Genomic DNA, 24,115 nt, shown 5'->3' with positions numbered 1-24,115 from the left:
ACCAGCTAGGCCTCTTCTGACGCGATCCAGGAAGACCGCGCATGCCTGAGCTCTGTTCTGACCGTCTCAAGCAAATTGCTGCGCGCATCTGACCAGTCTGTCTGCGCTACATTTTGAATGTCTTGCAGCGCGCGCCACAGCGCCTGCTGCCCAAGGATCGCCGCAGAACCGGAAAGCCGATGCGCCTCCTCACGTAACCCCTCGGTCAAACCTTCAGCCACCACAAGCGCCTCAACAAAAGACTCGGCTTCCTCCAGAGCCTCTTCCAAAGCGGCCTCAAAACGCGCAACCCCAAACCTTTGCAAGAACTCTGGCATATCGCTTTGCTCGTTCTCAGCCCCCAGCGTATCATCCATGAGGTCAAAGAGCACAGCCAAACGCTGATGCACCCCCGCCTTGCTGAGCGGCTTTACCAGTATGCTATGAAAATCGGCTTGAAGAATATTCTCATGGTCCCGCGCCGCAGCATGGGCAGTCACTGCTATGGCCGGCGTCGCGCAAGACGCTCCGCCCCCCGCTCTGATCCGCGCCAATGTCTCGATACCATCTATTTCCGGCATGCTGATATCGAGCAACAACAAATCAAAACCCTTGTTTTCAGCCAGCGCAATAGCCTCAAAGCCACCGCTGGCTTCGTCCACAGCAACACCCAGATCTTCCAGAATGGCCGTCAGGATATCTCTGTTGATCTGATTGTCATCCACCACCAAACAGCTGATCCCGTCAGGCAAGTCCGGAAGGGTCTGTTCGGTATTGCGCGGGGTCATTACACGTTGTTTTTGGACAACGGGCATGGGCACACGAATGGTAAACAGGCTTCCTTCCTCCAGCTCGCTATCGGCGAAAATATCCCCGCCCATCTCCTGCACCAAGCCCTTGGTGATCGCGAGCCCGAGACCCGTCCCTGCATTCTCGCGATCATAGGCCGTATCCACCGTGACGAATTCTTCAAAGATACGATCCAAATCCTCTTGGGCAATGCCCACGCCGGTGTCCGCCACCCTGATCTCAACCATTTCCTCAGAGGCCAAACGCTCGGTTTCCACAATAACGGCGCCGTCCTCTGTGAATTTGATTGCATTGCCAACGAGATTTATCAGACATCTCTGTAAGGCTGCCTGATTGCCAGAAACATATCCGAGGTCCGGCGTTAAAACCTCGACAATCAGATCGTTCCCGCGGGCCTTTGCATGCGCACGAAGACTATCACATATATTGTTGACCAAAGCCCCAAGGTCAAAAATGCTGTCATGTGTATCGCCATTTTGGGCGCTGGCACGTGACAGATCCAACACATCGTTGACATGTGACAGGAGTAACTCCCCGGATACCGCAATAGAATTTAGGTGATGTCGCTGCTTATCACTCAAACCAGCCTGATCGATCATTTCCAAAGAGCCTAAGATACCATTGAGCGGCGTGCGCATTTCATGGCTCATCACCGTGAGAAGATCAGATTTGGCCTTTTCCCCCTCCTGCGCCTTCAAAAGGGCGTTTTGCAATTCTTCTTCCGCCTGCAATTCGCTGGTGATATCGCGCAGATAAGATACGAAGACTTTCTCTCCGCTCGCCTCTGAAATCGCAATTGAAAGTTCAACCGGGAACACCTCCCCCGATTTTCGCAGCCCTTCCAAGCGAATACGGCCTGCCCCAAGAACTTTTGCATTCCCAGTCCTCAGAAACCGTCTCATGCCTGCGCGATGCGCCTTACGCATATTATGAGGAATAACGAGTTCCACCATATCGGCGCCCAGCGCTTCCTCACGCCTGTAGCCAAACACGGTCTCGGCCGCGCCGTTAAACTCAATGATATGGCCGTTCACATCCACAACAAGGACGGCATCCAACGAGGAGGCAATCGCAGATTCAAATCGGGCGCGCGCAATCTCGCTGACATGAACAAAACGCTGCCCCTGCCGAAAAAGCGCCACCAGAATTCCAACCGCAAAGAACAATAGCACAATCAAGCATATCAACCCGATCGCAGAGGCTGAAAGCGTGGATGACAACGCCTCCCGGCGCTCTGCCTCCTGCGTTGTAAAGATACCAACGCCAGCCAGAGCCAACCCGCGCACAGCTGGTGCGATCTCTTTGATCGACACATGCAGGACATCAAGCTTTGCCATCAACGTTGCATCATCGGAGTCGATCAGAACCGCTGTATCTTCAAGAAATGTCACAACCTGCGCCAGTTGCGCGCGCGCCCTTGGGCTCGGCTCTAAGGACTGAAAAAACGACGCCTCACGGAATGTCGTGATGCGGCTATAGAAGATATCAAAGCGTTTTCTAACGATGGCAAGATCGCCGCCCTCCTTCAATTGGGCCTGTTGCGTTGCATTTTGCAGACGCAATAGTTCCACTTCCAGCTGAGACATCGTCCAGCTGATATCGTCATTTTGGGCGGTGGAAAGCGCCCGCAAGTCTGCAAAAACCGTGCGCCCCAACCCACCGATGGCAAATAGACTTGCCACCACTAGGCCCGCAAACAGAACGAAGGGCCAACGGCCAATCATAATCGGTTTGCCTACTTGTCTTATACCAACCTCAAATCACTCACCTGCAACAACCTCAATACGGTTCAGTTGCCATATACTCCGAGAATAATACTCTTCAGACTTGTATATTACATTATCATCAAATGGGTAAACGATCCACAAAGGGCCCTTATCACGCAGCGACATTTCCTGCCCGTTGCGCAGATAGGCCACAATAGGGCCACCCGAAACGGCATCCCCCGACGGAATGGTAATCGCATAATCGTTAGCAGCTGTCGCGCGAATGGTCTCTCCCTGCGCACCAACATGATCCAGCAGAACGTCCAAAGACACGCCTTCAAAGACCTGAACACCATCCGTCCAGATCGTCTCGGTTTCAAAGGTTGTTTTAGGCATCTCACGCAGGTCTTCGACCGTGAAGCTCCATGCCTGCCCCTGCTCCGTCGCGGCAACTTCGCCCGAAACCGTCAACAATGTGTCCTCCGCACTTGCCAAAGTGGGCAAGCCGACTGCGAAGACTAGGGCGATGACAAACTTTTTCACTTGGAACATAGCAAAACACTCCTGCTTTCAAAAACTGCGTTGCTTGGAGTTGTGACACAACACGCTCACAACGCCTGTGGTGCATTGGGTCACCGAACTAACCTTTGGTATAGTTTGCGTAACCGATCGCTGCAGCAGCACATCCCTTGCGTGCCCACTGTCGCAGCCAACTATGCGAACTTACCGTGAGCTATACGGTTACAGCACATGCTCTCAAAAGGCGCTGTCTGAATTCTGAAAGAGAGGTTCGCAATGCAATTTTCACACTCTTCGGGTAAGGTTGACAGTACTGGCAGTGCAACCATCGAGCCAGTAAACTCATATGATGATCGCCATATAGGACGCCCGGTATCAATGCGCATTTTATTGGCAGATGACCACGGCATGGTTCGTGAAACCATTTCGGCCTACCTCACAACAGAAGGTCGCGCAGCCGTCGTTGCCGCCTCTGACTATTTTGAAGCCATGAAGACACTTGAGCAAAAGGGGCCTTTTGACTTGGTGCTCTTGGATTTCAGCATGCCCGGAATGAACGGCCTTCAGGGGTTGACTGACGCTATTCAAAAGCATCCTGAACAAGCCTTCGCTATTGTCAGTGGCACCGCCCCCAACAAGATCGCACATGAAGCTCTTGAAATAGGAGCGATTGGGTTCCTGCCAAAAACAATGGGCGCCAAATCTCTGGTAAACGCGGTGCGCTTCATGATTGCTGGAGAGACCTTTGTACCTGCAACCGTACTTGCGGATGGTGGGGCGACTGAGGAAAGCGATTTTGCCAAACAATTCAGTCAACGCGAAAAGCAAGTGTTGTCTGGCTTGTGCAAAGGAGCCTCCAACAAGGAGATCGCTCGAGATCTGGATCTTCAGGAAGTGACAATCAAACTCCACGTCCGCACCGTATGCAAAAAGCTGAACGCAAAAAACCGCACTCAGGCGGCTTTGGTGGCAAAAGAAGCAGGCTTTGAGTAAGCCTGCTTCTCACGACAATCATCCAAAAAGAATGTTGTCATAAATAGAGAGGGCGTCATCCCCGCCATCTCTGAGGACAAGTGTTGTGCTATTGCCAAGTGCCAGATGGAGATCCTCGCCGACAACCAGAGCGTTGGAGCTAAACCAGGTGGAAAAATCCGCTTCGTCATCTGCCAGCCCCAGAGCACGCAGATCCAGCCGGTCACCCTGAGTGACATCGAAATCTGTGATGATGTCCGTTGAGCCATCCAAATCATCACTACGGAAAATGAACCGATCTGCACCAGCTCCCCCAGCAGCTTGATCTGCGCCTGCGCCCAGATAAAGGCGATCATTGCCTGATCCCCCATCCAGCGTGTCGCTGCCGGAGGCACCGGACAAATAGTCATTGTCTCTGCCGCCCTCGATCAGGTCATCCCCTCGATCGCCGCGCAAATAGTCCCGGCCATCGCCGCCGCGCAACACATCGTCATCAACGCCACCACGGAGATTATCGGCCCCCGCACCACCCTCCAAGACATCGTTGCCGTTGCCACCGGAGAGCGTATCGGCGCCCTCGCCGCCAAAAAGCGCGTCCTCACCAGACCCTCCGATAAGACGGTCAGCATCGTCTCCGCCATCCAGCGTATCATTGCCGCTTCCGCCATTCAGCGAGTCTGCGCCACTGCCCCCGTTCAAGACATCATTGCCAGAACTGCCGGAAAGCGAGTCCGCTCCCTCATCCCCATCGAGGCGGTCATCGCCAGTACCGCCACCAAGGACATCGTCGCCTTCCCCGCCGTTCAGCGTGTCTGCACCAGAGCCGCCCGCAAGCACATCATTCCCAGCGTCGCCAGACAGCTGATCATCACCCGTACCCCCGGTCAGATCATCGTCATCCGCGCCGCCGGACAGGATGTCATCCTGCCCACCTCCCACAAGCGTGTCATTGCCCGCGCTCCCAAACAGAAGATCAGAGCCGGAGCCGCCACTCAGTTGGTCATTGGCCTCACCACCATCAAGCGTGTCATGCCCTGCAGAACCGCGCAGCGTGTCGTCTCCGGCCCCGCCTAGCAGCACATCGTCATTTTCAGGAAGTGGATTGCCAAATTGGTCAAACCGCAAACCATTGCTATCATACACGGAAATCAGGTCACTTTCCCAACCAGGCCCAGCTCCTCCGTCCAGATAGTCATCGCCACTGCCGCCAAGCAGCGTGTCGCCAGCTCCGCCACCAATCAGTTCATCGTCGCCAATGCCGCCATCAAGCGTATCATTACCCGCTTCTCCGATTAGGGAGTCATCATAGGTCAGGGCCCCCTCGGTGGTTGCCACAAGTTCCAAATCGCGGATCAACACGGAAGAATTGAGATCTACCTCTACAAAGGGACTCTCTGCGGTTGGATCAGCAGCCCCGTCATTCGAATAGGATCCAGGTGCAGCCGTGATCAGATGCAAGCTCGCTTCTCCGGTATCCGGATCGATGATGACCTGATAAATACCGCCAGAGTTGCCGGTCGCATTGTTCATATCGTGGTCACCAGAGTTGCCCCCTACAAAAAGGTTGCCCTCCGCATCCATGATTGCGGCTCCAAAGGTCACCAAAGGCGCCCCATCAAGTGTGACACCCTCCACAACGGTGGAGGTCACAGGCACGGTGGTAAACTCGGGAGAACTGCTGGAAATATCCACAACCAAAAGGATCGTATCGGCCCCCTCAGCAGATGGCCGCGCGACACCGTAAAAGCTCTGTGTATTGGCATCGAAGGCTACATCGTACACCCGGTGTTGCACCAATTCATTTGGCAAGCGGTATACAGTGGCAACAGGGTTGCCCTCCGCATCAAACTGATCAACATCGATCACAGAAATACGATCCATGCTGGAGTGGAACGACCAAAGATTGCCCTGATCATCAAAATCCCCGGTCCACGCCCGATACGGCGTCTCACCAATGCGATAACTGTTCCCCTCGGCATCCAACATAATAAGATCTGAACGTGCGACTGTCTGACCCAGAGAGTCCACACCATCGCTAACGGCAATAGCATAGAGCAAATCGTCTTCAGCATTGTAGCCCATCGAGTTGACGTTCACGGTGCCTGCGACCCCTGCCAACTCATAGGTCTGCGTTTCTACATCAAAGACATGCAGCGTGCCATTCAGCACTTGATAGAGGTTAGCCTGACCATCGGCGAAGGCCGCCACCTCAACGGTCTGACCACCAATCTCCATGTCCCTTGCATAGTGAAACACCGGCCCAGTTGTATCAATTATTGGCCCACTGCCTTCGGCTTGAACCGATTGAAGCGTGATTTCAGACGTCTCATCGTCAGCGGTAAAAGACACATCAAAAGTGGAGTAGGCGCCGCTGTCAGAGGCAAATGTGCCCACAACCACACCATCAACCAACACCTCAATCGCAGCGTTTGCATGCCCCGCTGCAAAGTTCGCGGCCAGATCAAAGCTCATATTGTAGACGCCGCCCGCTTCGGTCTCGACGGTCTGCGTCATCGCTTGATGCCCGCCTTCTAATGCGGTGATGGTCCAGCTGCCGCTGTCCGCATAATCCTGAAAACCGGTGGCGCTGGACGTGCCTTCAAGCAGGTTTGCTTCGGCATAGTCGCCATAAATCTCGTCATTTCCTGCACCACCAGACAAAGTATCGTCGCCAGCCAGACCGATGATCACATCATCGGCGCTGGTTCCCGTCCTGTTGTCTGAAAGACCCGTGCCCATGATGGCAGATAGGTTACTGTTGGACATGTCGTACCCTCACTTATTCTCAAAAGTCATTGGAAATTGGCAACGGCTCACCAGCCGATGCCATCGATTGCAACGTCGCGAGGGGCGCTGCCAAACAGACGGACAACGTCAATCACTGGCACATCGCTGTGTTCTGCCACCGCAACGCGATATTCATCACTGGCGTGACACACGATCACGGCATCGGCTTCTGCCATCACCGCATCCACATCCTCACGCAGCATGTCCTTCAGCCCCGCGGCCAATTTGGCCAATCCCTGACTGCCGTATTTTGTGTAGCTGGCCAGCCCACCAAGCGGCGTGTCTTTGGTCACGGCCGCGTCATGCGCGATCAGCTCGACGCCATCCCGCTGCAGCTCGGCCATCGCTTCAAGAATTGGGCTTTCACGCAGATCATCTGTGCCGGGTTTGAACGCCAGCCCCAGAATACCCACCCGCTTTGCATTGGTCTTGCGTACCATTTCGACAGCCTGCTGGATTTGCTCGTTATTGGAGGTTTCCAGACTGCCAATCATGGGCAGGTTGACGCCCAGCGTGCTGGCAACATGCTGTACAGCGCGCACCTCCTTGGGCAGGCAGGAGCCACCATAGGCAAAGCCGGGCTTCAGATAATAAGCGGACAGATTGAGCTTCTGATCTTGTGTGAAAATATCCATCACAGCGTGGCTATCGACACCCAAAGGTTTGCAAAGGCGGCCAACCTCATTGGCAAAGCAGACCTTGGTCGCGTGCCAAACATTGTCCACATACTTGATGGTTTCAGCCACTTCGATGGTCGTCAGGATGGGATCTGCATCAACAGGCTCGTAAATGCGCCGCATGATTTCAGCAGTGGCAAAATCAGTGGTTCCGATGACGGTTTTGGGCGGATTGCGAAAATCATCAATCGCGACGCCTTCGCGCAGGAATTCAGGATTGAAGCAGATCCCAAAATCACGGCCAGCCACTTTGCCAGAGATACGTTCCAGGATTGGTGCCATAACCCCCATAGTAGTGCCCGGAGGAATGGAGCAGCGCATCGCAAAGACATGGAAGCCCTTTTTGCCGCGCAATCCCTCGGCCATCGCTTCACTTGCCTGTTCAATGTAGGTGTAATCACATCCACCATCTGCCGCCGTAGGCGTGCCAACGGATACGAAGGTCACATCCGTATCCCGCACGGCTTGCCGCAGATCCTGCGTCGCGCTGATCAGCCCGCCGGCAACACCGTCCTGCAATGTCTCGGCCAGGTCGGCCTCATGAATAGGGCTTTGACCGCGCCCGATCTGATCCACCTTCTGCTGATCCAGATCAACGCCAATCACCTCATGGCCAAGTGCCGCAAGGCACGCAGTTGAGACGGCACCAACATACCCCAGACCAACAATGCTAATGCTTGGCTTTACACGCGGGGCTGGGATGATGATTTCCGCGTCTTGAGTAGAAAACTTCCGGTATTCCATGTGTCTGTCCTCCTGATTAAGGAGAATTTAACTGAATGTTTTCATTAAACTTTAAGGCGAAGGATCAGCATTACCTCGCGAAGGGGCATGCACCTATACCTTGGGTCATAAGCTTTCGCCTTTCCCGCCCCAAAGCTCTGCTAAGCGCCGTCGCCAAATGCGAAAACCTGCATGGTTTCCCATGCAGGTTCGCCGTATCCACTGAACCGGGTAAGCAAGAAGACAACAGTGAATACGAATTTCGTCAGAGCACCTCGTCTCTTTGATAGTCGTCCTCATAGCGCACGATATCGTCCTCCCCGAGGTAGCAGCCAGATTGGACCTCAATCAGATGCAAAGGCAGTTTTCCTGGATTTTCCAAACGATGCACTGCGCCAAGCGGAATATACGTGCTCTCGTTTTCGCCAAGCAGCCGCACATCCTCGTTCACCGTCACACGTGCCGCACCACTGACAACAACCCAATGCTCCGCGCGATGTACGTGGCTTTGCAAAGACAGCTTCGCACCAGGTTCCACCATTATGCGCTTCACCTGAAACCGCTCCCCCAGAGAGAGCGTTTCATAATACCCCCATGGGCGATAACAGCGCCGGAACCCATCTGCCTGCACGGCACCTTCCGCGCGCAGCGTGTCAACCATCTCGCCCACGTCAGAACTATGGGACAGGTCAGCAACCAGAATTCCATCATCTGTCGCGACCGCCACAATATCTTTCAGTCCCATACCAACGATCTTTGTGTCTGGATCGGCGGATTTCAAAATACTCCCTGTGCATTCAAATGCGGAGGCATTGCCCGCGACAAGGTTGTCAGCGCCATCGGTCTCACACACTTCTTTCAAAGCATGCCAATCAGCCAGGTCAGCCCACCCACAGGCAAGGTGCAAAGCGGTACATTCGTCGAGGTTTTCCATCACCGCTTTGCCAAAAGGCAGATCGGCGCAGCGACCAAATGCCTTCCGATCCAACCTCCGAAACCCCAAATCCTCCCCACTCAAAGCAAGCGCTGCTTCGGCCGGACCGATTAAATCCGGAGCGTGGCTTTCAAACGCGCGCAAAATTGTATCCACGCGAAACAAATAGATGCCCGTATTCCAAAGCCAGTTCCCTTCAGCAACCATCGCTTCAGCATGGCGAGATTCTGGCTTTTCAGCATAGCGAGAGATGACAAGCGCATCGTCGTTGCCACCTTCGACCTTTAGGTAGCCGTATTCCGTTGATGCCTTGGCTGGCTGTACACCCAATGCCGCAATCAATCCTTTGCGTGCCACGCCTGCCGCCTTATTGACCGTACGCAAAAAAAGGCGTTCATCCTCTACGTGATGATCACTTGGCAAAATCAAAAGCACCGCGTCTGGCGTGTCTTTATGTGCCAGCGCCGCAACCAAAATGGCAGCCGCTGTATTGCGCGCAACCGGCTCCACGATCAACTGCCCCAAAGGTGCTTGAATGTCAGCGACCTGCTTTTGCGCCAGAAAGCGATAGTCTTCGGCGGCAATCACTGTTGGGGCAGCGAACCCCGGTGCAATCACCCTTTCCACCGTACGCTGAAACAGGCTTGGCCCGTCCATCAAGCTTGCAAATTGTTTTGGAAAGCTGCGGCGAGATACGGGCCATAGACGCGCGCCCGCGCCGCCTGCAAGAATGACTGGATAGATCATTGAAACCTCTCATTTTCGTCTAACTTCACTCTACAAAGCCAGCAATCACCCAGGATTGGGCGGAGGGTCATCTGTTCACGAAAAAGGATAGGTCCCGATCAAAAGGGCATGTCAATCAGACCAATATAAATCATCAGCAGGGTCAAGAATCCTGAGACCGCTGTCACCAGCTGGAATTTGGCAAACCCATTCCGAAGTCTTTCCACAAGGCCCGTGCCTTCTCCAGAGCTCTGATTGCCCCGATTGGACCACTTCTGTTTGGACAGATGGAAAATCATGTAGATCTTCACCGACGCGTTGATCACCTGATTGAGGTACAGAATGAAGGGCCAGGTCATGTCGGCCCGTCGGCTGTAGCCAATCAAAAACAGGCACAGCACCACGCGGGAGAACAACACCCAGATCAGGCAATTCCAAAAATACCCCGGCGCAATCATGCTGCCCAAAACGGCCAAGATGGGGCTGACCATCATGGTCCACATGGCAAGCCGTTGGTCGACCACACACCACCAAATGAAGAACGGCATCCGGCGCGGGCCCAGCGCGATCGCACGGCTGCCATTACGCAGCATATTGCCCGACCAGCGGCGAAAGTTCTGGATCATCCGCAAGAGACCGTTCTCTTTGATCACTTCAATCGTGTAGACGGTCGCATCCGGCACATATGTCATTTTGGCACCGACACTGAGCAGACGATACCAGGTCGACTTGTCGTCACCCGAAAGAAAACGAAACCGCCCCCACAGCCAGTGATTGAGGTGATCCGCCTCGATGGTACGGATGAACTTGGGATCCAGAATATGCTGTGCGCGAAAAACACTCATCCGACCGGTGAGGGTCAGCACTCGATTGGACATCGCATGGCTCTGCATCGCCAGGCGGCGCTGTGCAAACCGCATATCAAGCCACTTTGCAATCCATGTTGGCCCATAACAGATGACCTCTTCATCTGTGGTCAGTGCCTGCAGCTCCGGATCGTAAGCAAACATCGACAGCGTCTTTTTGAGCACATCCCCCCCATAAAGCGCATCCCCATCCATAAAAATCACCATGTCATCGGGGTTCGCCGCGGTCCGGCAAATGGCCCGCAGGATCAGGCCAATCGCCATACGTTTGCCGGGCTGGTTTTGACGCACAAAAACCAGCTCTGCGAGATCATCTGGAATGTCCTGCGCATAGGTCTCCACAAACTCCCGTATGATGGTTTCATCATAGGAACTGCCTGTGCCGATGTAGAGGGTGGTAGGGATACGTTCACGGCGGATCTGGCCCAGAATAGAGCCGATGACCCGCTTGGTGATCGAAGGCTCCTCATAGTAAGTGGTCATCTGGATATGCAGCCGCTTAGGGCGCCAACCTGCATCCCAGAGCGCGTCCGCCTGACGGCGCATTTCCGGCCATTTGAAACGGGCATAGATCATTGCTCGAACCGCATGTGTAAACCACCAACCAAAGCGCCAGATGCCCAGCGTACCAAGCACCACGGTGATATGCGCCGCATTTGGATCCACAAATCGATTGGGCACGTTGGTCAAAAGCCAAAACAGCGCAACAAAAACAGCCATCAAAGCGATCAAATGGGGCGCAGTCCAACGTTCCCAATAGGGTTTGATGGGTGTCTGCAAATCTCGCAGCCGCTCTGTCAGATCCTTGTCAAAAGCGTATTCCGAAGACAGATCAGCCATTGCGTTTCACCCATTCATTCACACGGTTGATGATTTTCTGCGCAAAAGGACGACGCGTTTCCAAACTCACCGGAGCATCCATCCGCAGGACTGCTTTTGTCTCTTCCGCCTCCATGCCCAAGGGGGTGACGGTCACAATAATTCCGAATTCCCCGGGGCGACGCGGATCACTGCCGGCCCGCACATCGCTGACTTCTCCGGCGATACTTTGGCGTTCTCCGGCGACGTTCACACCGATCTGAGCAGGCATGCCAATAAAAAGCGTTTCTGCATAACGCTCACTGACCCAGCCCATGGCAACGCGGGGGGCATTGCTTTCAAACACCACGGCCAGATCTTTAGGACCATAGAACTGGCCTTTGCGCACCAGCACCTCATGCACAATACCGTCAGAAGGCGCACGCACATGATTGAGGGACAGACCTCTCTTTTGCCCATCCCGCGCCGCGCGCAGGCTGCGCACTTTTGCAAGCAATGCTGTTTCAATTTCGCGCAGGCGCGCAATGGCAAAGGCGAAAGGATCAATACCTTCAGCAGCCAGCGGGTCGCTGTCACGCAGCTTGAGCCAGCGCGCCCAAAGGGTGTCAAAGCCTCGATCCCCAACAAACCGGGCATAGGTCTGGGAAAACAATGCCCCGCGTGTTTCCAATGTGAGATCAGGGCGCTCTGTTTCCAATTGCGCAATGGCGGCCTGCACATCCAGATATTCTTTCTGCGCCAGCGTCAGCTTGGCCCGAGTTTCCGTCAAAGCACCTTGAGCAATTGGATCGGTCAAACGCACAAGGATCTGCCCGGCTTCAACAGCCTGCCCCGCCTCTACATGTATAGATTTTACGTAGCCCTCATTTGAAGGCAGCCGCTCAACAATAGGCGCAACCACGCGACCATGCTGCACATCAATGCGGGTCACGCTCTTGAACAATGACGCGCCCAAAATGCTCAAGATAAGGCCGGCCACCAAAACATACATCGTGACATTGATCGCAATGCGCAGTGGGGCGGGCAGCCCTTTCTGGGAGCTCGCAGCCACCTCTTCCTCTGTTTCCCCCATGGGCACCAGATCAACAGGTGTATCCAAACTCGTGATCACCTCACCGCTGCTGGCCATTTTCCCGGACAAGAGTGACCGATAGAAAATCGCCAGAGTTTCGCGTTGGCGCCCGCTCAACCCTTCAAAAGCCACCAGCGCGCCCGCTTCTTTTTGCACCAGACGCACAGGAAAGCGCACGTCTACGCCTTGAAACGGAACACTCAGAATGCCCGTTTGCGGGCACTCTCCAGCATCTTCCGGCCACTCCAATCCTGCCAAGGACCAAGCCGAGATGCCGACTTGCTCGCCCGTTGGGGTTTCCAACGTCAGCGGCGCTTGAACTGTCCAGCTCAAATCTGCACTTGGGTTTTGATGGCGAATCTTCACGGCAACCTCGATCACTAAACGCCTTCAACCTAACGGCCCTATCCGTTTGCGACCGTAACACGCAGGTATGTGCGCCACACAAAAAGCGTGCGACACTAACCCAAAGTATATAAATCATCCTGAAATCCCGTTTCAGGGCGCACTCATAAGGATAGGAGTGCGCCCTTTGGCGCTATTTATACAAAGACACCGTTGCGTCCTGTCCGGGTTTTCCGCCCTTAAAGCGCAGCTTCATCTGTTGAATTCCTTTACGGTCATACCCATCCAAACTGACCGCCCAGAGATCAGACCGCCGCTCCGCTGGCACTTTATCTTTGCGCAACAGCTGCAGCGTTTCCTTGCTGCCGTCAGCAAGACGTAGATCAATGGCCACACGTTGCAAATCGCTCTCAGGCAGTGACACCAGCACAGCGCCTGGAGTGCCGTCATGCGGTGTGACAGTCATGTCTTTGGCCTGCGGATCAATGCCAACTGTTGCAACTGGGGTGCCCAGCTCTTCGTGGCGCAATGCGCCGAGCAATTGACGCAGGAAATGCGTGCGGCTCAAGCTCTCCGTGTAGGGCAGCTCCCATACCACCAGATCATAGTGACCTGATGTGAGTGCGCCAGAAAGCACAAGGCTTTCCAGACCGCCAATCGCCCCGCCTCCGGACACGGAGTAGTTGTCGACCTCCGCCCCAAGTGCATGCGCCAGCGCATCCGCAACCTGATAAAAATCCCTCTGGTAGCGGTCGCTAAAACTTGACCCAGCCAAGGCAACACGCGGCTTTGAATTGTCTGCTTCATCCAACAAACCTCCTTCCTCTTGCGGAAACCGCAGTGTTGGCGCGGTTTCAGGCGGTAAAATCACGCCACAGACGTTCTTCGCCATGCCATTGAGTGATCCTTTTTCCGTAACTGTTTCGCTCAGCGTAAGATCGGTCACATCGGTGCTTCCAGCTTTAGGAAAAAGGCGGGGCAAAGTAAGTGCGACCTCATCCGCCAACGCCAAAGCGCTGACTGCGGCGCCTGCCGGCGTCCAGTGAGTATCCCGGCGAAAGTAGAACTCTGCAGGGAGGGCTTCTTTCCCTTGTGTCGCCAGCAGCAGATCCGGCGCAATCAATCCAGCACTGCGAATATCGGAGATCATCGCTGAAAAGCTCGCGCTCACCTCAGCAACATCCATTTCCGCACCATTGGGGAAGTCATCCATGACCTTCTGACCTGCGACCAGCGGACGGGGCGGTGGAATCATAATGGCCAAGGGCATTTCACGTCTCGCGAACTCCTCCGCAATACTGCGCAACAAGTCCGGCACCTCCGCATGAGGCGTATAATCAAGATCCATTTGGTCATTTGTGATCAACCAGCCATCGGCCCCATTCGACAAAACAGGCGCCAGTTTCGCATATTTCTTCGGCATAAGATCTGGCGCACGAAATTCCTGACAAACCGGGCTGGCCAGAGATGCTGTCGCCCCAAGACTTCCCGAAATGCCCCAGGCAACCGTCGCTAAAATCCGTTTCATTTCGTCCTCCATGGTGTGATGTAGCGCTCTGGGATTTCCCAGATCACCAGCTCTGGTTTCGATTCCATAGCTGGCAGGGCTTCCAAAAAGTCCCGCATCGGCGCAAAAGGCCCCCGTCCAACTTTCGAATGATTGAGCAAATCCGCCTGCAGGGCTGTCTTTAAAAACCCCTCAAAATGAAAGGCGTCTCGGGCGGAAAAGCTGGTGCCCACCAATGCAACAGGCACATACACATCTGCGAACAGATCCAAACCATCTTGTGCGCCTCGCGTTGTTGCGTATTCCGCGATGGTCTCAGAAAAATATCCATCGGCATCCAACCAGTCGCCAACATTGGCAAAGCTGGTCAAATCTCCCGTGAAGGCCCGTTCACCGACCTTTTCCGTGTGAAATACGGTCGAGGGCAGAGCTTTGGCAAACATATGTGTTGCCACCAACTGTGCCACGCCCTCAGCACCTTCCGGGCTCCAGTGCGTGTCCGTCCGTAAGAACATATGCGCCTCCGAGAGCGCTGGACGCACATCAATCGCCGGCCTCCCCAAAGCAGAAATTTCAGAGAGCGCCACGTCAAAACGCGCAGCGAAACGTTCTGAACGCGCATGCGGCAGAAGATGGGCTTGCATGCGCGCTTTGTCAGGAATGAGAACCGGTATGAAATCAATATCCGCGGCGTCCAGAACCGCTTGTGTCTCTTCCAACACCGCAGAAAAATCCACGCTCTCAACGGGGTCCAAGAACTCCTCTGCGGTGAACAGAGTATGGCCCGCCCCAAGGATTGCACCCTCTGAAACTTCACCAAATGCATGCAATTTGGCAGCGGTCCAGCCCTGCGAAATGACATCCGCCAGCGGGAACCCCCGCTCAAATCGCGCTTCATAAAGCCGTTGTGCCGCCCCGTTCCCGATTTGCCAATCCATGCCCTCAAACGATGTCTGTGAGACTGTCCAAGCACCGGGACAGACCGTTGCGGCAATGAGCGCAGCCGGAAGAATGTGTGAAAAAATGCGTGTATTTACAGACATCACAACCTCCTAGAACTGAAAATAGAGAAAGGGGGACTCTGTGCGCGCCAACATGATCGCAGCGCTGCAACAGAACAGGATCGCCGTGCGTAGAGGTGCCAAATGATGCCAGAGCTGCGAGGCGGGGCGAGCAATCGCTTCAGAGGCTGTCATCTCTCGCCACATCGGAAGCAGCGCGATCATTACACCCAACACCAAAAAGATGACTTCTGTAGGACGTAACAAGAGACGTGTTTCTCCACTCAGAACCACACCATTCATTCCCGCCATGCCTTCAAACATCGACATCGCCTGCGGCAGCGTTTCGGCACGGAACACGACCCATCCCATCAGCACAAAGGTCATTGTCAGTGGCCAAGCTAACAGCTTTGGCCAAACCGTCTCTTTGTGTTTGGCACCCAGAGCACGCTCCAGCGCCATAATGCCCCCGTGCCAAAGGCCCCAGATCACAAACGTCCAGTTGGCCCCATGCCATAGTCCGCCCAAAACCATGGTCAGGACCAAATTACGATAGGTCTTCCAGGCCGGGCCACGATTGCCGCCAAGCGGCACATAGAGATAATCCCGCAACCACGCGGACAGGCTGATGTGCCAACGCCGCCAAAACTCCGTGACAGATCTGCTGATATAAGGCGCATTGAAGTTCTCGATGAAGCGGAATCCCAACATGAGACCCAACCCGATCGCCATTGCGGAATAGCCGGCGAAATCAAAGAACAACTGGATCGCATAAGCCACAGCACCCAGCCAGGCTTCAGGCAGGCTTGGTGCTGCAAGCCCAAACATCCGGTCACTCAGAGGCGCGACACTGTCAGCAATCAACAGCTTCATGGCAAGGCCAGTGACAAATCTCTGGCACCCTTTGGTGAAGTTTTCCAAACTATGGCTACGAGTCTGAAATTGGTGCGCCAGATCCTTATACCGTAGGATTGGCCCTGCGATGAGCTGGGGAAACAGCGTTGAGAACGCTAGAAAATCCACAATGCGGCTGGCAGGCGGAGCGTCGCCCCGCGACACATCCAATATGTAGCTGATGGATTGAAACACCAGAAATGACAGCCCAATGGGCAAGATGATTTCTGGCAATGTCACGGTGCCATTCGTGTTAATCCCAATCCGCTCAAACCCGCTGGTAAATGTATCGGTCAGGAAATACGCATATTTGAACCAGCCAAGGATGAGCAGGTTGCACAAAACGCCAAGGCGCACTGCCCAGCGGCGCCCATAGTCCGAAGGCAGTTTCAGCGCGTAATCCGCAGCAACATAGCTCACAACAGCGATGCCCAGAACCAGAACAAGGTAGTTTGCCTGCCACCACCCGTAAAAGACGCAACTGGCCACAAGTAGCGTCGCCGTCCGGAAACGCTCAGGCACAGCATAGTAAAGCAACAGGAATGCCGGCAAAAACGCGAAAACAAAAATCGGCGAAGAGAATACCATAACCCTACCCTCATTCTGTCTTATGGTTTGGACCAAAACTGTTCTTCACCATTCTGGCCGTTCCGTTGGAAACCCAGAATGTGAGATCCTGACCTCTGTTCAAAGCCACATCAAAATCCCCGAGAACCTGCGCATCACTGACGCGTTCTACGGCCAGGCGCACCGCGACAGGATTGACTGCGCGTATGCCAGCATCGCCCGCTTCCACCGCGCTCACGACTTCCACACCGCGCTCCGCCACCGTTAACCGGACAGCAGAAACATCGGCGTTCAACAAAATCAGGTGCACTTTGCCAGCCCCCGAACGTGCAGGCTCCTCGATGATCCGGACAGTGCCCTCTGCATTGCGAAACGCACTCAAATAGTGACCCACAGACCCGTCAGTCAGTTTGGATGCGCTGATCGGGACGTAATGACCTTTGTTCGCGGCCTCCATAGAGAAGGTGGCTCCGCTGACTTCAATTGAGCCAGTATGATCTCCGCTCGTGTCAAAAACCCTCACAAAAGCAGCGTCATCCGGGATAGCCTCTTCATAGAGCGCGGCATCCTGCGCCATGCCTGTAAGTGGCATCGCCACACAACAAGCGGCAATCGTGGCGGCGAAAAAACTGTGTCGTCCCAACATGATCTGAAATCTCCTTGCTGCCTTTTCAATAACTGGGCAGGAGACATGATCTGGGAGAGCAAAAGCATCTGAGGCTGCGCAAAAGTATGGGGCAATCTAAAAAGTTTAGATAAATGCACGGCCGGACAGTCGCTTACTCACAAGGCCAACAGTAGGAAATAGACGCCCCGCCAAAGCGAAGGGCGCGCAAATCGCCATAGCCGGCCAAATCCTGTGGCGGCCTTCGGAGCCATTCGCAATCTAATCGAACAAAGGTGGCGTTACCCCTGCGCACCCATCTTGGTAAAACCGGCGGAGGCGAGGAGGCTCAGGCGCGCATTCAACGCGCCAACGACGTCCAAAAGCCTGTCCGTGACCTTGGAAATTTCATTGTCCTGATGGCGTGCGCCAATAATTGGAACGGTCACAGCGCCAATCACATCCGTAGATGAACCAATGCGCACAGGCGCGGAAATTTCCAGAATACCGTAGGCTTGGCGGCTGGGTTTCGCACTAAACCCCTGTTGTCGACAGTCTTCGATGTCTTGCCAAAATGCAGAAAACTCATTGTCTGGAACATACTCTCCCAAAGAATGCAGCAAGCGCATTTGGTCAGATGAAGTCTCGAGCGCGGATAAAAAACAGGCCCCCGCCGACGTCATGAAAAGCTCGCCTTTTTCCCCCTCATTGAGCTTCAAGCTATAAGATCCCTCCGCACCAGAGGAGAGTGCCACACGCATCGCGTCGCCAACAATGACCCACAGATGATTGGTCAACCCCGTTTCCTCACTCAACCGCGAAAGGAAGGGCTGCGCAATGCCGCGCATCTTCACCTCGTCATTCACAGAGGCCGAAAGCGCGCCTACTTTCGCAGAAAGCTTGAAATCATCATCCGCGCCTCGCTCAATGTATCCTCGCTCTTCCAAAACCACCATCATCCGAAAAATTTCGTTTTTGGACCGGCCGATGCCTTTGGCAATTTCGGCATGGCTTAGAGCACCACCAGCCTGCAGCGACAACAGCTCTAAAATGTCCAAGCCCTTCTCAAGCGCTGGCGCAGAGTATTTTTGCAATCTGGTTGGTTTGTCTGTCACGATTAGGGAAAGCCTGTCATCCTAGAAACCGAGCGCAGGAGCCCTAAGCCCCTGCGCACAAAAAGTCGACCCCTACGCGGAGGAGTTGAGGCCGACCCTAGTTTACTTAAGTCCGTTACGCATCAGGATTTCATCTGCATTTTCAGATGTAACGGTCTCTGTGCCCATCACAACTGATTTCTCAACGCTCTCGCCGGAGAGATAGGCCAAGGCTTGGCGCAGACCCTCGGCACCCGGCGTTGGATAAAGGAACGTCGCAGCAAGTTCACCATTGGCAACCCAAGTCACGCCTTCTCCCGGAAGCGCATCTACCCCAATGAAGAGAATGTCCTTCTCACGTCCCGCATCTTTGGCGGCAAGATACGCACCATATGCCATTGGATCATTGTGGCCGTACACCATGGAGATGTCTTCATAGTTGCGCAAAGCAGTGGACATAATGTCGTAGGCTTGGTCTTGCTTCCAATCACCCGATTGCTGATCCAGCAAGAAAGTTACACCTGCCTCTCCGTCAAACGCTTCGTGGAAGCCATTCGCGCGATCATGTGCAGCCTGGGTGCCAAGCCCGCCCCATATTTCTACAATGGTGCCTTTCGCGGTGCCTGCACCACCGAGCTTGTCCAGTGCGAACTGACCCGCTGCGCGGCCAATGAGCTCATTGTCGCCCCCAACCCACTGAATATACTTATCCGTGTCTACATTGCGGTCCAGAACGAAAACAGGAATCCCCGCGTCCGTCGCCTGCTCTACAACACCGGTCAATCCAGCGGATTCCTTTGGTGAAATCAGGATCGCATCCACTTCCTGACGAATGAAATTCTCTACGTCAGCAACTTGTTTTTCAGTGCGGTCATTGGCATCCGCAATCAACAGCTCCACGTTGTCGTGAAGCGCAGCTTCAGCCCGGAGGTCTTTGTTGAACTGGACGCGCCAAGGTTCAACCGTGGTCACCTGCGAAAACCCGATCACGTAGTTGTCGGCAGCCATCAAAGCTGTAGCGCTGGTAGTCACCGCCAGTGTCGCGGCAAAAAGACCCTTGCTGAAAGTACGTCGTTGCATATTCTTCTCCCTTGTCATGAACCAGCCAAATGGCTGAATGGCAAACCCTGGTCTCCGGTCCTCCAAAACTGCGAGGCCAGGGTTACTTCTCTCCCCGCATTTTCCGTTTTGCTGCGGAAAGAAAATCTTCAACACGCCCTTCCTGCAGCAAGACCGCTGCAACGATGATGACGCCCTTTAGAATGAGCTGCGTGTTACTATCGATATTGTTGAGTTGCAGAATGTTGCTCAGGAAACCAAAGATCAGCACGCCAACAAATGTTCCCAAGATGGCTCCGCGACCGCCCATCAGGCTGGTACCGCCAATGACCACAGCGGCGATGGCGTCCAACTCCAACCCAAGACCGGCATCGGGCTTGCCTTGGCGAAACTGAGCAACATAAAGGATACCAGCCAAGGCCGATAGCCCGCCGGCAATGGCGTAGGTTACAATGGTGTTGCGTTTAACATTGATGCCTGCCAGACGTGCCGCCTCCGTATTGCCGCCAATGGCAAGGAGATAGCTGCCAAAGGTGGTAAACCGCGTCAGTACGTAAAACAGCGCCAATACTGCGAGAAAGAACAATCCCGGCACGGGCACCACACCCCAGAGCAGGCTACGCAGAACATCAAACTCCTGGACCGCATTGCTTCCGGTGTAAACGGGGTAAACTGCTGTGTCCTGCCCCGCAATCACCCTTGCAAGCCCCAAAGCACCAACCATCATGGCCAGGGTCACGATAAATGGTTGCAGGCGCCCATAGACGATCAACACCCCATTCAAACTGCCCATAACAATGCCGACACATGGCACCGCGACCAACACAGCCATCACCCCAAACTTGCCTTCAACCTGCGTCACCATCCACAGCATCACCGCAAAAGACAGCACTGCACCAACAACAAGCGCGGGCATCTTGGAGGGCGCACCGCTACCTGAGGCACTCTTGGATCGACGCATTTGCACTTGGACAAAATAGAGCAACGCCGCAACAGCAACACACAACACCACGCCCGACGCCGGGATTGAGAACATGCTCGCTGCCGTCCAGCCCTGCTGCGTCAGGAGCATCGCGCAGATCACCGTGCCCAGTGCCATGATTGATCCAACAGACAGATCAATGCCTGCAATAAAAATCACCAATGTCATGCCAACAGCGACGATGCCTGTCACTGAAACCTGCCGCAGGATGTCTGTCAGATTGCCAAGTGACAGAAAGATATTATTTCCTTTGGATGACAAAGGAGAGGTCAGCGCACCAAAAACGATCAGCGCAGCAAGACCCCAATAGAGTTTTGTCTTGCCCAGAAGCTGCATGAGAACAGCTGCGCCGGAAGTGGCTTTGTTGCCAGGGGACGTTGTGACTTCGGTCATGATATGGCCCACTTAGTGTTGTTCAAATTGCATGGAGAGGTCTTTGATCACATCTAAAGACATCTCCTCTCTGCTCAGTGTCCCAGCGACACGCCCTTCACACAGAACGATCATTCGGTCGCAGACCGCCATGAATTCTGGAATTTCGGAGCTGGCGAGTACAACAGACAGCCCCTGATCAGCGAGCTTCCCGATCAAGTCGTAGATTTCATCCTTTGCGCCAATGTCGATGCCCCGCGTTGGCTCATCCAAAAGCAATATCTTGGGACCAGTGGCCAACCATTTGCCCAAAACAACTTTTTGCTGATTTCCTCCGCTCAATCGCCCAACCACATGCTCGATCCCGGTCGCGGCGACACGTAATGTCTCAAGCACCTGCAATGCCTCAGCGTCTCGATCTCTTCCCGACAAATGTCCGAAACGGGACTTACGCGGCAACAGTGGCAGGATCACATTGTCCGCGATGGAACGGTCGAGCAGTAGCCCGTTGCCTTTACGATCTTCAGTGATGAGTGCCAGACCATGCTCAACGCCATCTGCTGGCGTGCGCAAACTCACCGTTTGCCCCTCGATTTTTATCTCACCTTCATATGACGCACCGCGCGCACCAAAGATGGTTTCAAGCAACTCGGTGCGCCCTGCGCCCAACAATCCTCCCACACCGAGAACTTCGCCACGACGGAGATCAAAGGAAACATCCTCCAGAACGCGCTTGCCCATATGTGTGGCTGACATGTTGCGGACGGACAGAACCACATTGTCCTGCGCTGGTGACTGGCGCTGTACTGGTTTGATCTCAACAGAGCGTCCAACCATCATCTGGATCAGAGCATCCGATGTGGTCTCGCTGGCAAGCCGGGTGCCAATCAGATTACCATCACGCAACACAGACACACGGTCGGAAATTTCAAAGACCTCATCCATGCGATGTGAAATATAGACAACGGCAACGCCTTGGCGCGCCAAATCCCGCACAACCTCCATGAGAATGTCGGCCTCACTTTGCGAGAGCGCAGAAGTCGGCTCGTCCATGATCAACAGGCGCGCATCCATGATCAGCGCACGGGCGATTTCCACCAGTTGCTGCTCCCCAACGCGCAAGTCCTTCACAAGCGTGTCTACATCCAGCGAAAACCCGAATTTTCGCAGAGCTTCCTGAGCGGTATGTCTCAACGCCGCTGTATCTACAAACAGCCCCCCAACCATCGGCTCCTGACCCAGCATCACATTTTGCGCGACGGTCATTTCAGGAATAAGGCTGAGCTCTTGATGCATAATGACGATACCTGCATCGTTTGCTTCTGCAGGGGTACGAAAATCTACGGGAGTACCATCAATCTCCAAAGTGCCAGCGGATGGGGGCTGCACACCGCTGATGATTTTCACCAAGGTGCTTTTTCCGGCGCCATTTTCACCCATAAACGTGTGAATTTCTCCACCCGTTATATCCAAGTCTACGTCACGCAAAACGCTCACGCCGGAAAAAGACTTCCCAATGCCGGATAGGCGCATCTCAATTTTACTGTTCTTGGCCAGGTAATCTTCCCTCGCCAACGATGAAGCCGAAATCATCTTCCCCCTCCCAAGGTTGATGTCGCTTCATATATAAATCTCCTTTACATATAAACTGTCAACGACTTTAACTCCAAACTTCGCGAATTTTTATTTTTAGGAATTAAATCAAATACTTAAGCAAGCCAAAGAGGCTTCACTAAGAACTCCTCCATTCTTGCACCCATTAAAAGGCGAGGAGTGAAATCGTCTAGTGAGACTAAGATTCTCCCCTAACGTTCCCATATTGCGGCTCGACATCTGGAACCAACATGCGCAAATACGTAAAGGTCTCCCCCCCCAGAGGAGGTTGCACGCACATCCAGAGCAGGCGAAACTCAAGCTCCCCAACAGGGTTCAAAACCTGCCCGAAATCTACGGCAGAACCAAACGCGCTAAACGTCTATGAACGGCCGCTAACTTGAGATCCCGGCCGATTTTCTCGTATGCCCCGCACTACCTTTGGCATCACGCCCCACCTGAATCGCTCTATGCGGAGCTAGAATGGATGCTCTGTATCTAGGGGACGCTTCTAAACGTCGGAAACTGCCACGACCCTGCCAAAACCTCTGGGCGCGGTTCATATAAACGAATAGCATAGTTCCAACCGGATGTGATCGGAATGCAGTTTAACCGCCCATCAGCGCATCCGCCAAAATGCAGTGTGATCTGCCCATTATCGTCAGCTTTGGCCGTGTAGTTATTGAAACTATTGACCCCCAGATCGTTGGCTTCCAAAAATCCATCCGCGTTATAGACAGTGACTGACCAAAAGGCATCTACCGGTACATCACCAACTGTCACAGCGTGCGGCGTTTCCCCATCATTTTGCTCCACGGCCCCCAGCAGATAACTGGCAGACACCGCCGGTAAGCCACCCCAACCTGCCGCGGCGCCGATAAGGTGATCAATTGCAGAAACCTCCTCTTCGCGCCCAAATGCAGCACTCGCATCAAATCCAAGAACAGCAATCTGATTCAGGGCCTGCCGCGCGCTCTTCAAGGCAACCGCATCCCACTCCGGCGCATCGAAGGGCCCATCACCCCCACCACTGACGACAATCGCATCTTGCACCGCATGCGCGCGTTCAACATCCTCGGGATCCGTCACATCTGCAAAGGTCCGAAAAGCAATAAAAGCAAAACGCGTACCGACTTCTTCCTCAGTCAGCTGATAGTGGCCCGGCTTGGTCTCAGCGAACATAAAATGGTCCTGACTGATCACATGCATTGAGACATACCGACCATCCGCCTCCGGAAGGGTCACCTCAACAGGCGCGCTCAAATCCACAACCACCGATGAATAGAGCGTGTCTTGATTCATGCGGATCACAGGCTGATTACTCGGAGTGGTAGGATCTCGCAAATGCGCAAGTTCTCCCACTTCAATGCCCATATTGGCCATATTGCTGCGGAACATATGGTCTGACTCCGCTCGCACGAAAGTCTCCACTGTGACTGTCTGCGCCAGACAAAGCGACGGCAGCATTGCCATCGCAAAACACAAGGTTTTCCGCATCACGCCCTCC

The 24,115-nt window shown here is 54.2% G+C and carries 17 protein-coding genes; 1 reads left to right on the top strand and 16 read right to left on the bottom strand.

Going from position 1 to position 24,115, the window contains the following annotated elements:
• Positions 1-5 precede the first annotated feature (5 nt).
• Entirely contained in the window at positions 6-2,471 is a 2,466-nt protein-coding gene (locus tag J7382_RS04215; RefSeq protein ID WP_209067424.1) for a PAS domain-containing hybrid sensor histidine kinase/response regulator, read from the bottom strand.
• Between the two features lie 78 nt (positions 2,472-2,549).
• The gene (locus J7382_RS04210) at positions 2,550-3,047 is read right to left on the bottom strand and encodes a molybdopterin-dependent oxidoreductase (protein WP_209067423.1); all 498 of its coding nucleotides are present in this window, start codon (positions 3,045-3,047) and stop codon (positions 2,550-2,552) included.
• Between the two features lie 345 nt (positions 3,048-3,392).
• Here J7382_RS04210 and J7382_RS04205 point away from each other — a divergent pair, with 345 nt between their 5' ends.
• The gene (locus J7382_RS04205) at positions 3,393-4,007 is read left to right on the top strand and encodes a response regulator transcription factor (RefSeq protein ID WP_209067422.1); all 615 of its coding nucleotides are present in this window, start codon (positions 3,393-3,395) and stop codon (positions 4,005-4,007) included.
• A gap of 18 nt (positions 4,008-4,025) precedes the next feature.
• On the opposite strand, the gene J7382_RS04200 is transcribed toward J7382_RS04205, so the two are convergent.
• The 14 genes from J7382_RS04200 to J7382_RS04135 all read right to left on the bottom strand — a co-directional run bounded on the left by J7382_RS04200 (position 4,026) and on the right by J7382_RS04135 (position 24,105).
• A complete protein-coding gene (locus J7382_RS04200; RefSeq protein ID WP_209067420.1) occupies positions 4,026-6,752 on the bottom strand; it encodes a calcium-binding protein in 2,727 nt (908 codons plus the stop codon).
• 47 nt (positions 6,753-6,799) lie between these two features.
• Complete coding sequence (locus J7382_RS04195) at positions 6,800-8,194, bottom strand: nucleotide sugar dehydrogenase (RefSeq protein ID WP_209067417.1); 1,395 nt, start codon at positions 8,192-8,194, stop codon at positions 6,800-6,802.
• Positions 8,195-8,438: 244 nt separating this feature from the next.
• A complete protein-coding gene (locus J7382_RS04190) occupies positions 8,439-9,854 on the bottom strand; it encodes a mannose-1-phosphate guanylyltransferase/mannose-6-phosphate isomerase (RefSeq protein ID WP_209067414.1) in 1,416 nt (471 codons plus the stop codon).
• 98 nt (positions 9,855-9,952) lie between these two features.
• Positions 9,953-11,539 (bottom strand): glycosyltransferase, encoded by a 1,587-nt coding sequence (locus J7382_RS04185; RefSeq protein WP_209067411.1) that lies wholly within the window; start codon positions 11,537-11,539, stop codon positions 9,953-9,955.
• Positions 11,532-12,923, bottom strand: a complete 1,392-nt coding sequence (locus J7382_RS04180) for an HlyD family efflux transporter periplasmic adaptor subunit (RefSeq protein WP_209067409.1) — start codon at positions 12,921-12,923, stop codon at positions 11,532-11,534. Before J7382_RS04180 ends, J7382_RS04185 begins: the two co-directional genes overlap by 8 nt.
• A gap of 205 nt (positions 12,924-13,128) precedes the next feature.
• Positions 13,129-14,463: a hypothetical protein gene (locus J7382_RS04175; RefSeq protein ID WP_209067407.1), complete on the bottom strand. Its 1,335-nt coding sequence runs from the start codon at positions 14,461-14,463 to the stop codon at positions 13,129-13,131.
• Positions 14,460-15,485: a hypothetical protein gene (locus J7382_RS04170; protein ID WP_209067405.1), complete on the bottom strand. Its 1,026-nt coding sequence runs from the start codon at positions 15,483-15,485 to the stop codon at positions 14,460-14,462. The genes J7382_RS04175 and J7382_RS04170 overlap by 4 nt, the downstream gene beginning before the upstream one ends.
• A 9-nt stretch (positions 15,486-15,494) precedes the next feature.
• The gene (locus tag J7382_RS04165) at positions 15,495-16,925 is read right to left on the bottom strand and encodes an MBOAT family protein (protein ID WP_209067402.1); all 1,431 of its coding nucleotides are present in this window, start codon (positions 16,923-16,925) and stop codon (positions 15,495-15,497) included.
• Positions 16,926-16,935: 10 nt separating this feature from the next.
• On the bottom strand, positions 16,936-17,550 hold the full coding sequence (locus tag J7382_RS04160; RefSeq protein WP_209067399.1) for an alginate O-acetyltransferase AlgF: 615 nt from the start codon (positions 17,548-17,550) through the stop codon (positions 16,936-16,938).
• Positions 17,551-17,810: 260 nt separating this feature from the next.
• The gene (locus J7382_RS04155; protein WP_348540000.1) at positions 17,811-18,623 is read right to left on the bottom strand and encodes a helix-turn-helix domain-containing protein; all 813 of its coding nucleotides are present in this window, start codon (positions 18,621-18,623) and stop codon (positions 17,811-17,813) included.
• Positions 18,624-18,725: 102 nt separating this feature from the next.
• The gene (locus tag J7382_RS04150; RefSeq protein ID WP_209067394.1) at positions 18,726-19,682 is read right to left on the bottom strand and encodes a substrate-binding domain-containing protein; all 957 of its coding nucleotides are present in this window, start codon (positions 19,680-19,682) and stop codon (positions 18,726-18,728) included.
• Between the two features lie 82 nt (positions 19,683-19,764).
• Complete coding sequence (locus tag J7382_RS04145; protein ID WP_209067390.1) at positions 19,765-21,036, bottom strand: ABC transporter permease; 1,272 nt, start codon at positions 21,034-21,036, stop codon at positions 19,765-19,767.
• A gap of 12 nt (positions 21,037-21,048) precedes the next feature.
• Positions 21,049-22,608, bottom strand: coding sequence for a sugar ABC transporter ATP-binding protein (locus tag J7382_RS04140; protein ID WP_209067386.1), 1,560 nt, complete (start codon positions 22,606-22,608; stop codon positions 21,049-21,051).
• Between the two features lie 498 nt (positions 22,609-23,106).
• A complete protein-coding gene (locus J7382_RS04135) occupies positions 23,107-24,105 on the bottom strand; it encodes a DUF1254 domain-containing protein (RefSeq protein WP_209067383.1) in 999 nt (332 codons plus the stop codon).
• Positions 24,106-24,115 lie beyond the last annotated feature (10 nt).

Source organism: Shimia sp. R11_0, from assembly GCF_017744035.1.
In the GTDB taxonomy this organism is placed as follows: Bacteria; Pseudomonadota; Alphaproteobacteria; order Rhodobacterales; family Rhodobacteraceae; genus Shimia; species Shimia marina.
Note: the sequence above shows the minus strand (reverse complement) of the source record. Positions and strands in the feature narration are given on the sequence as shown.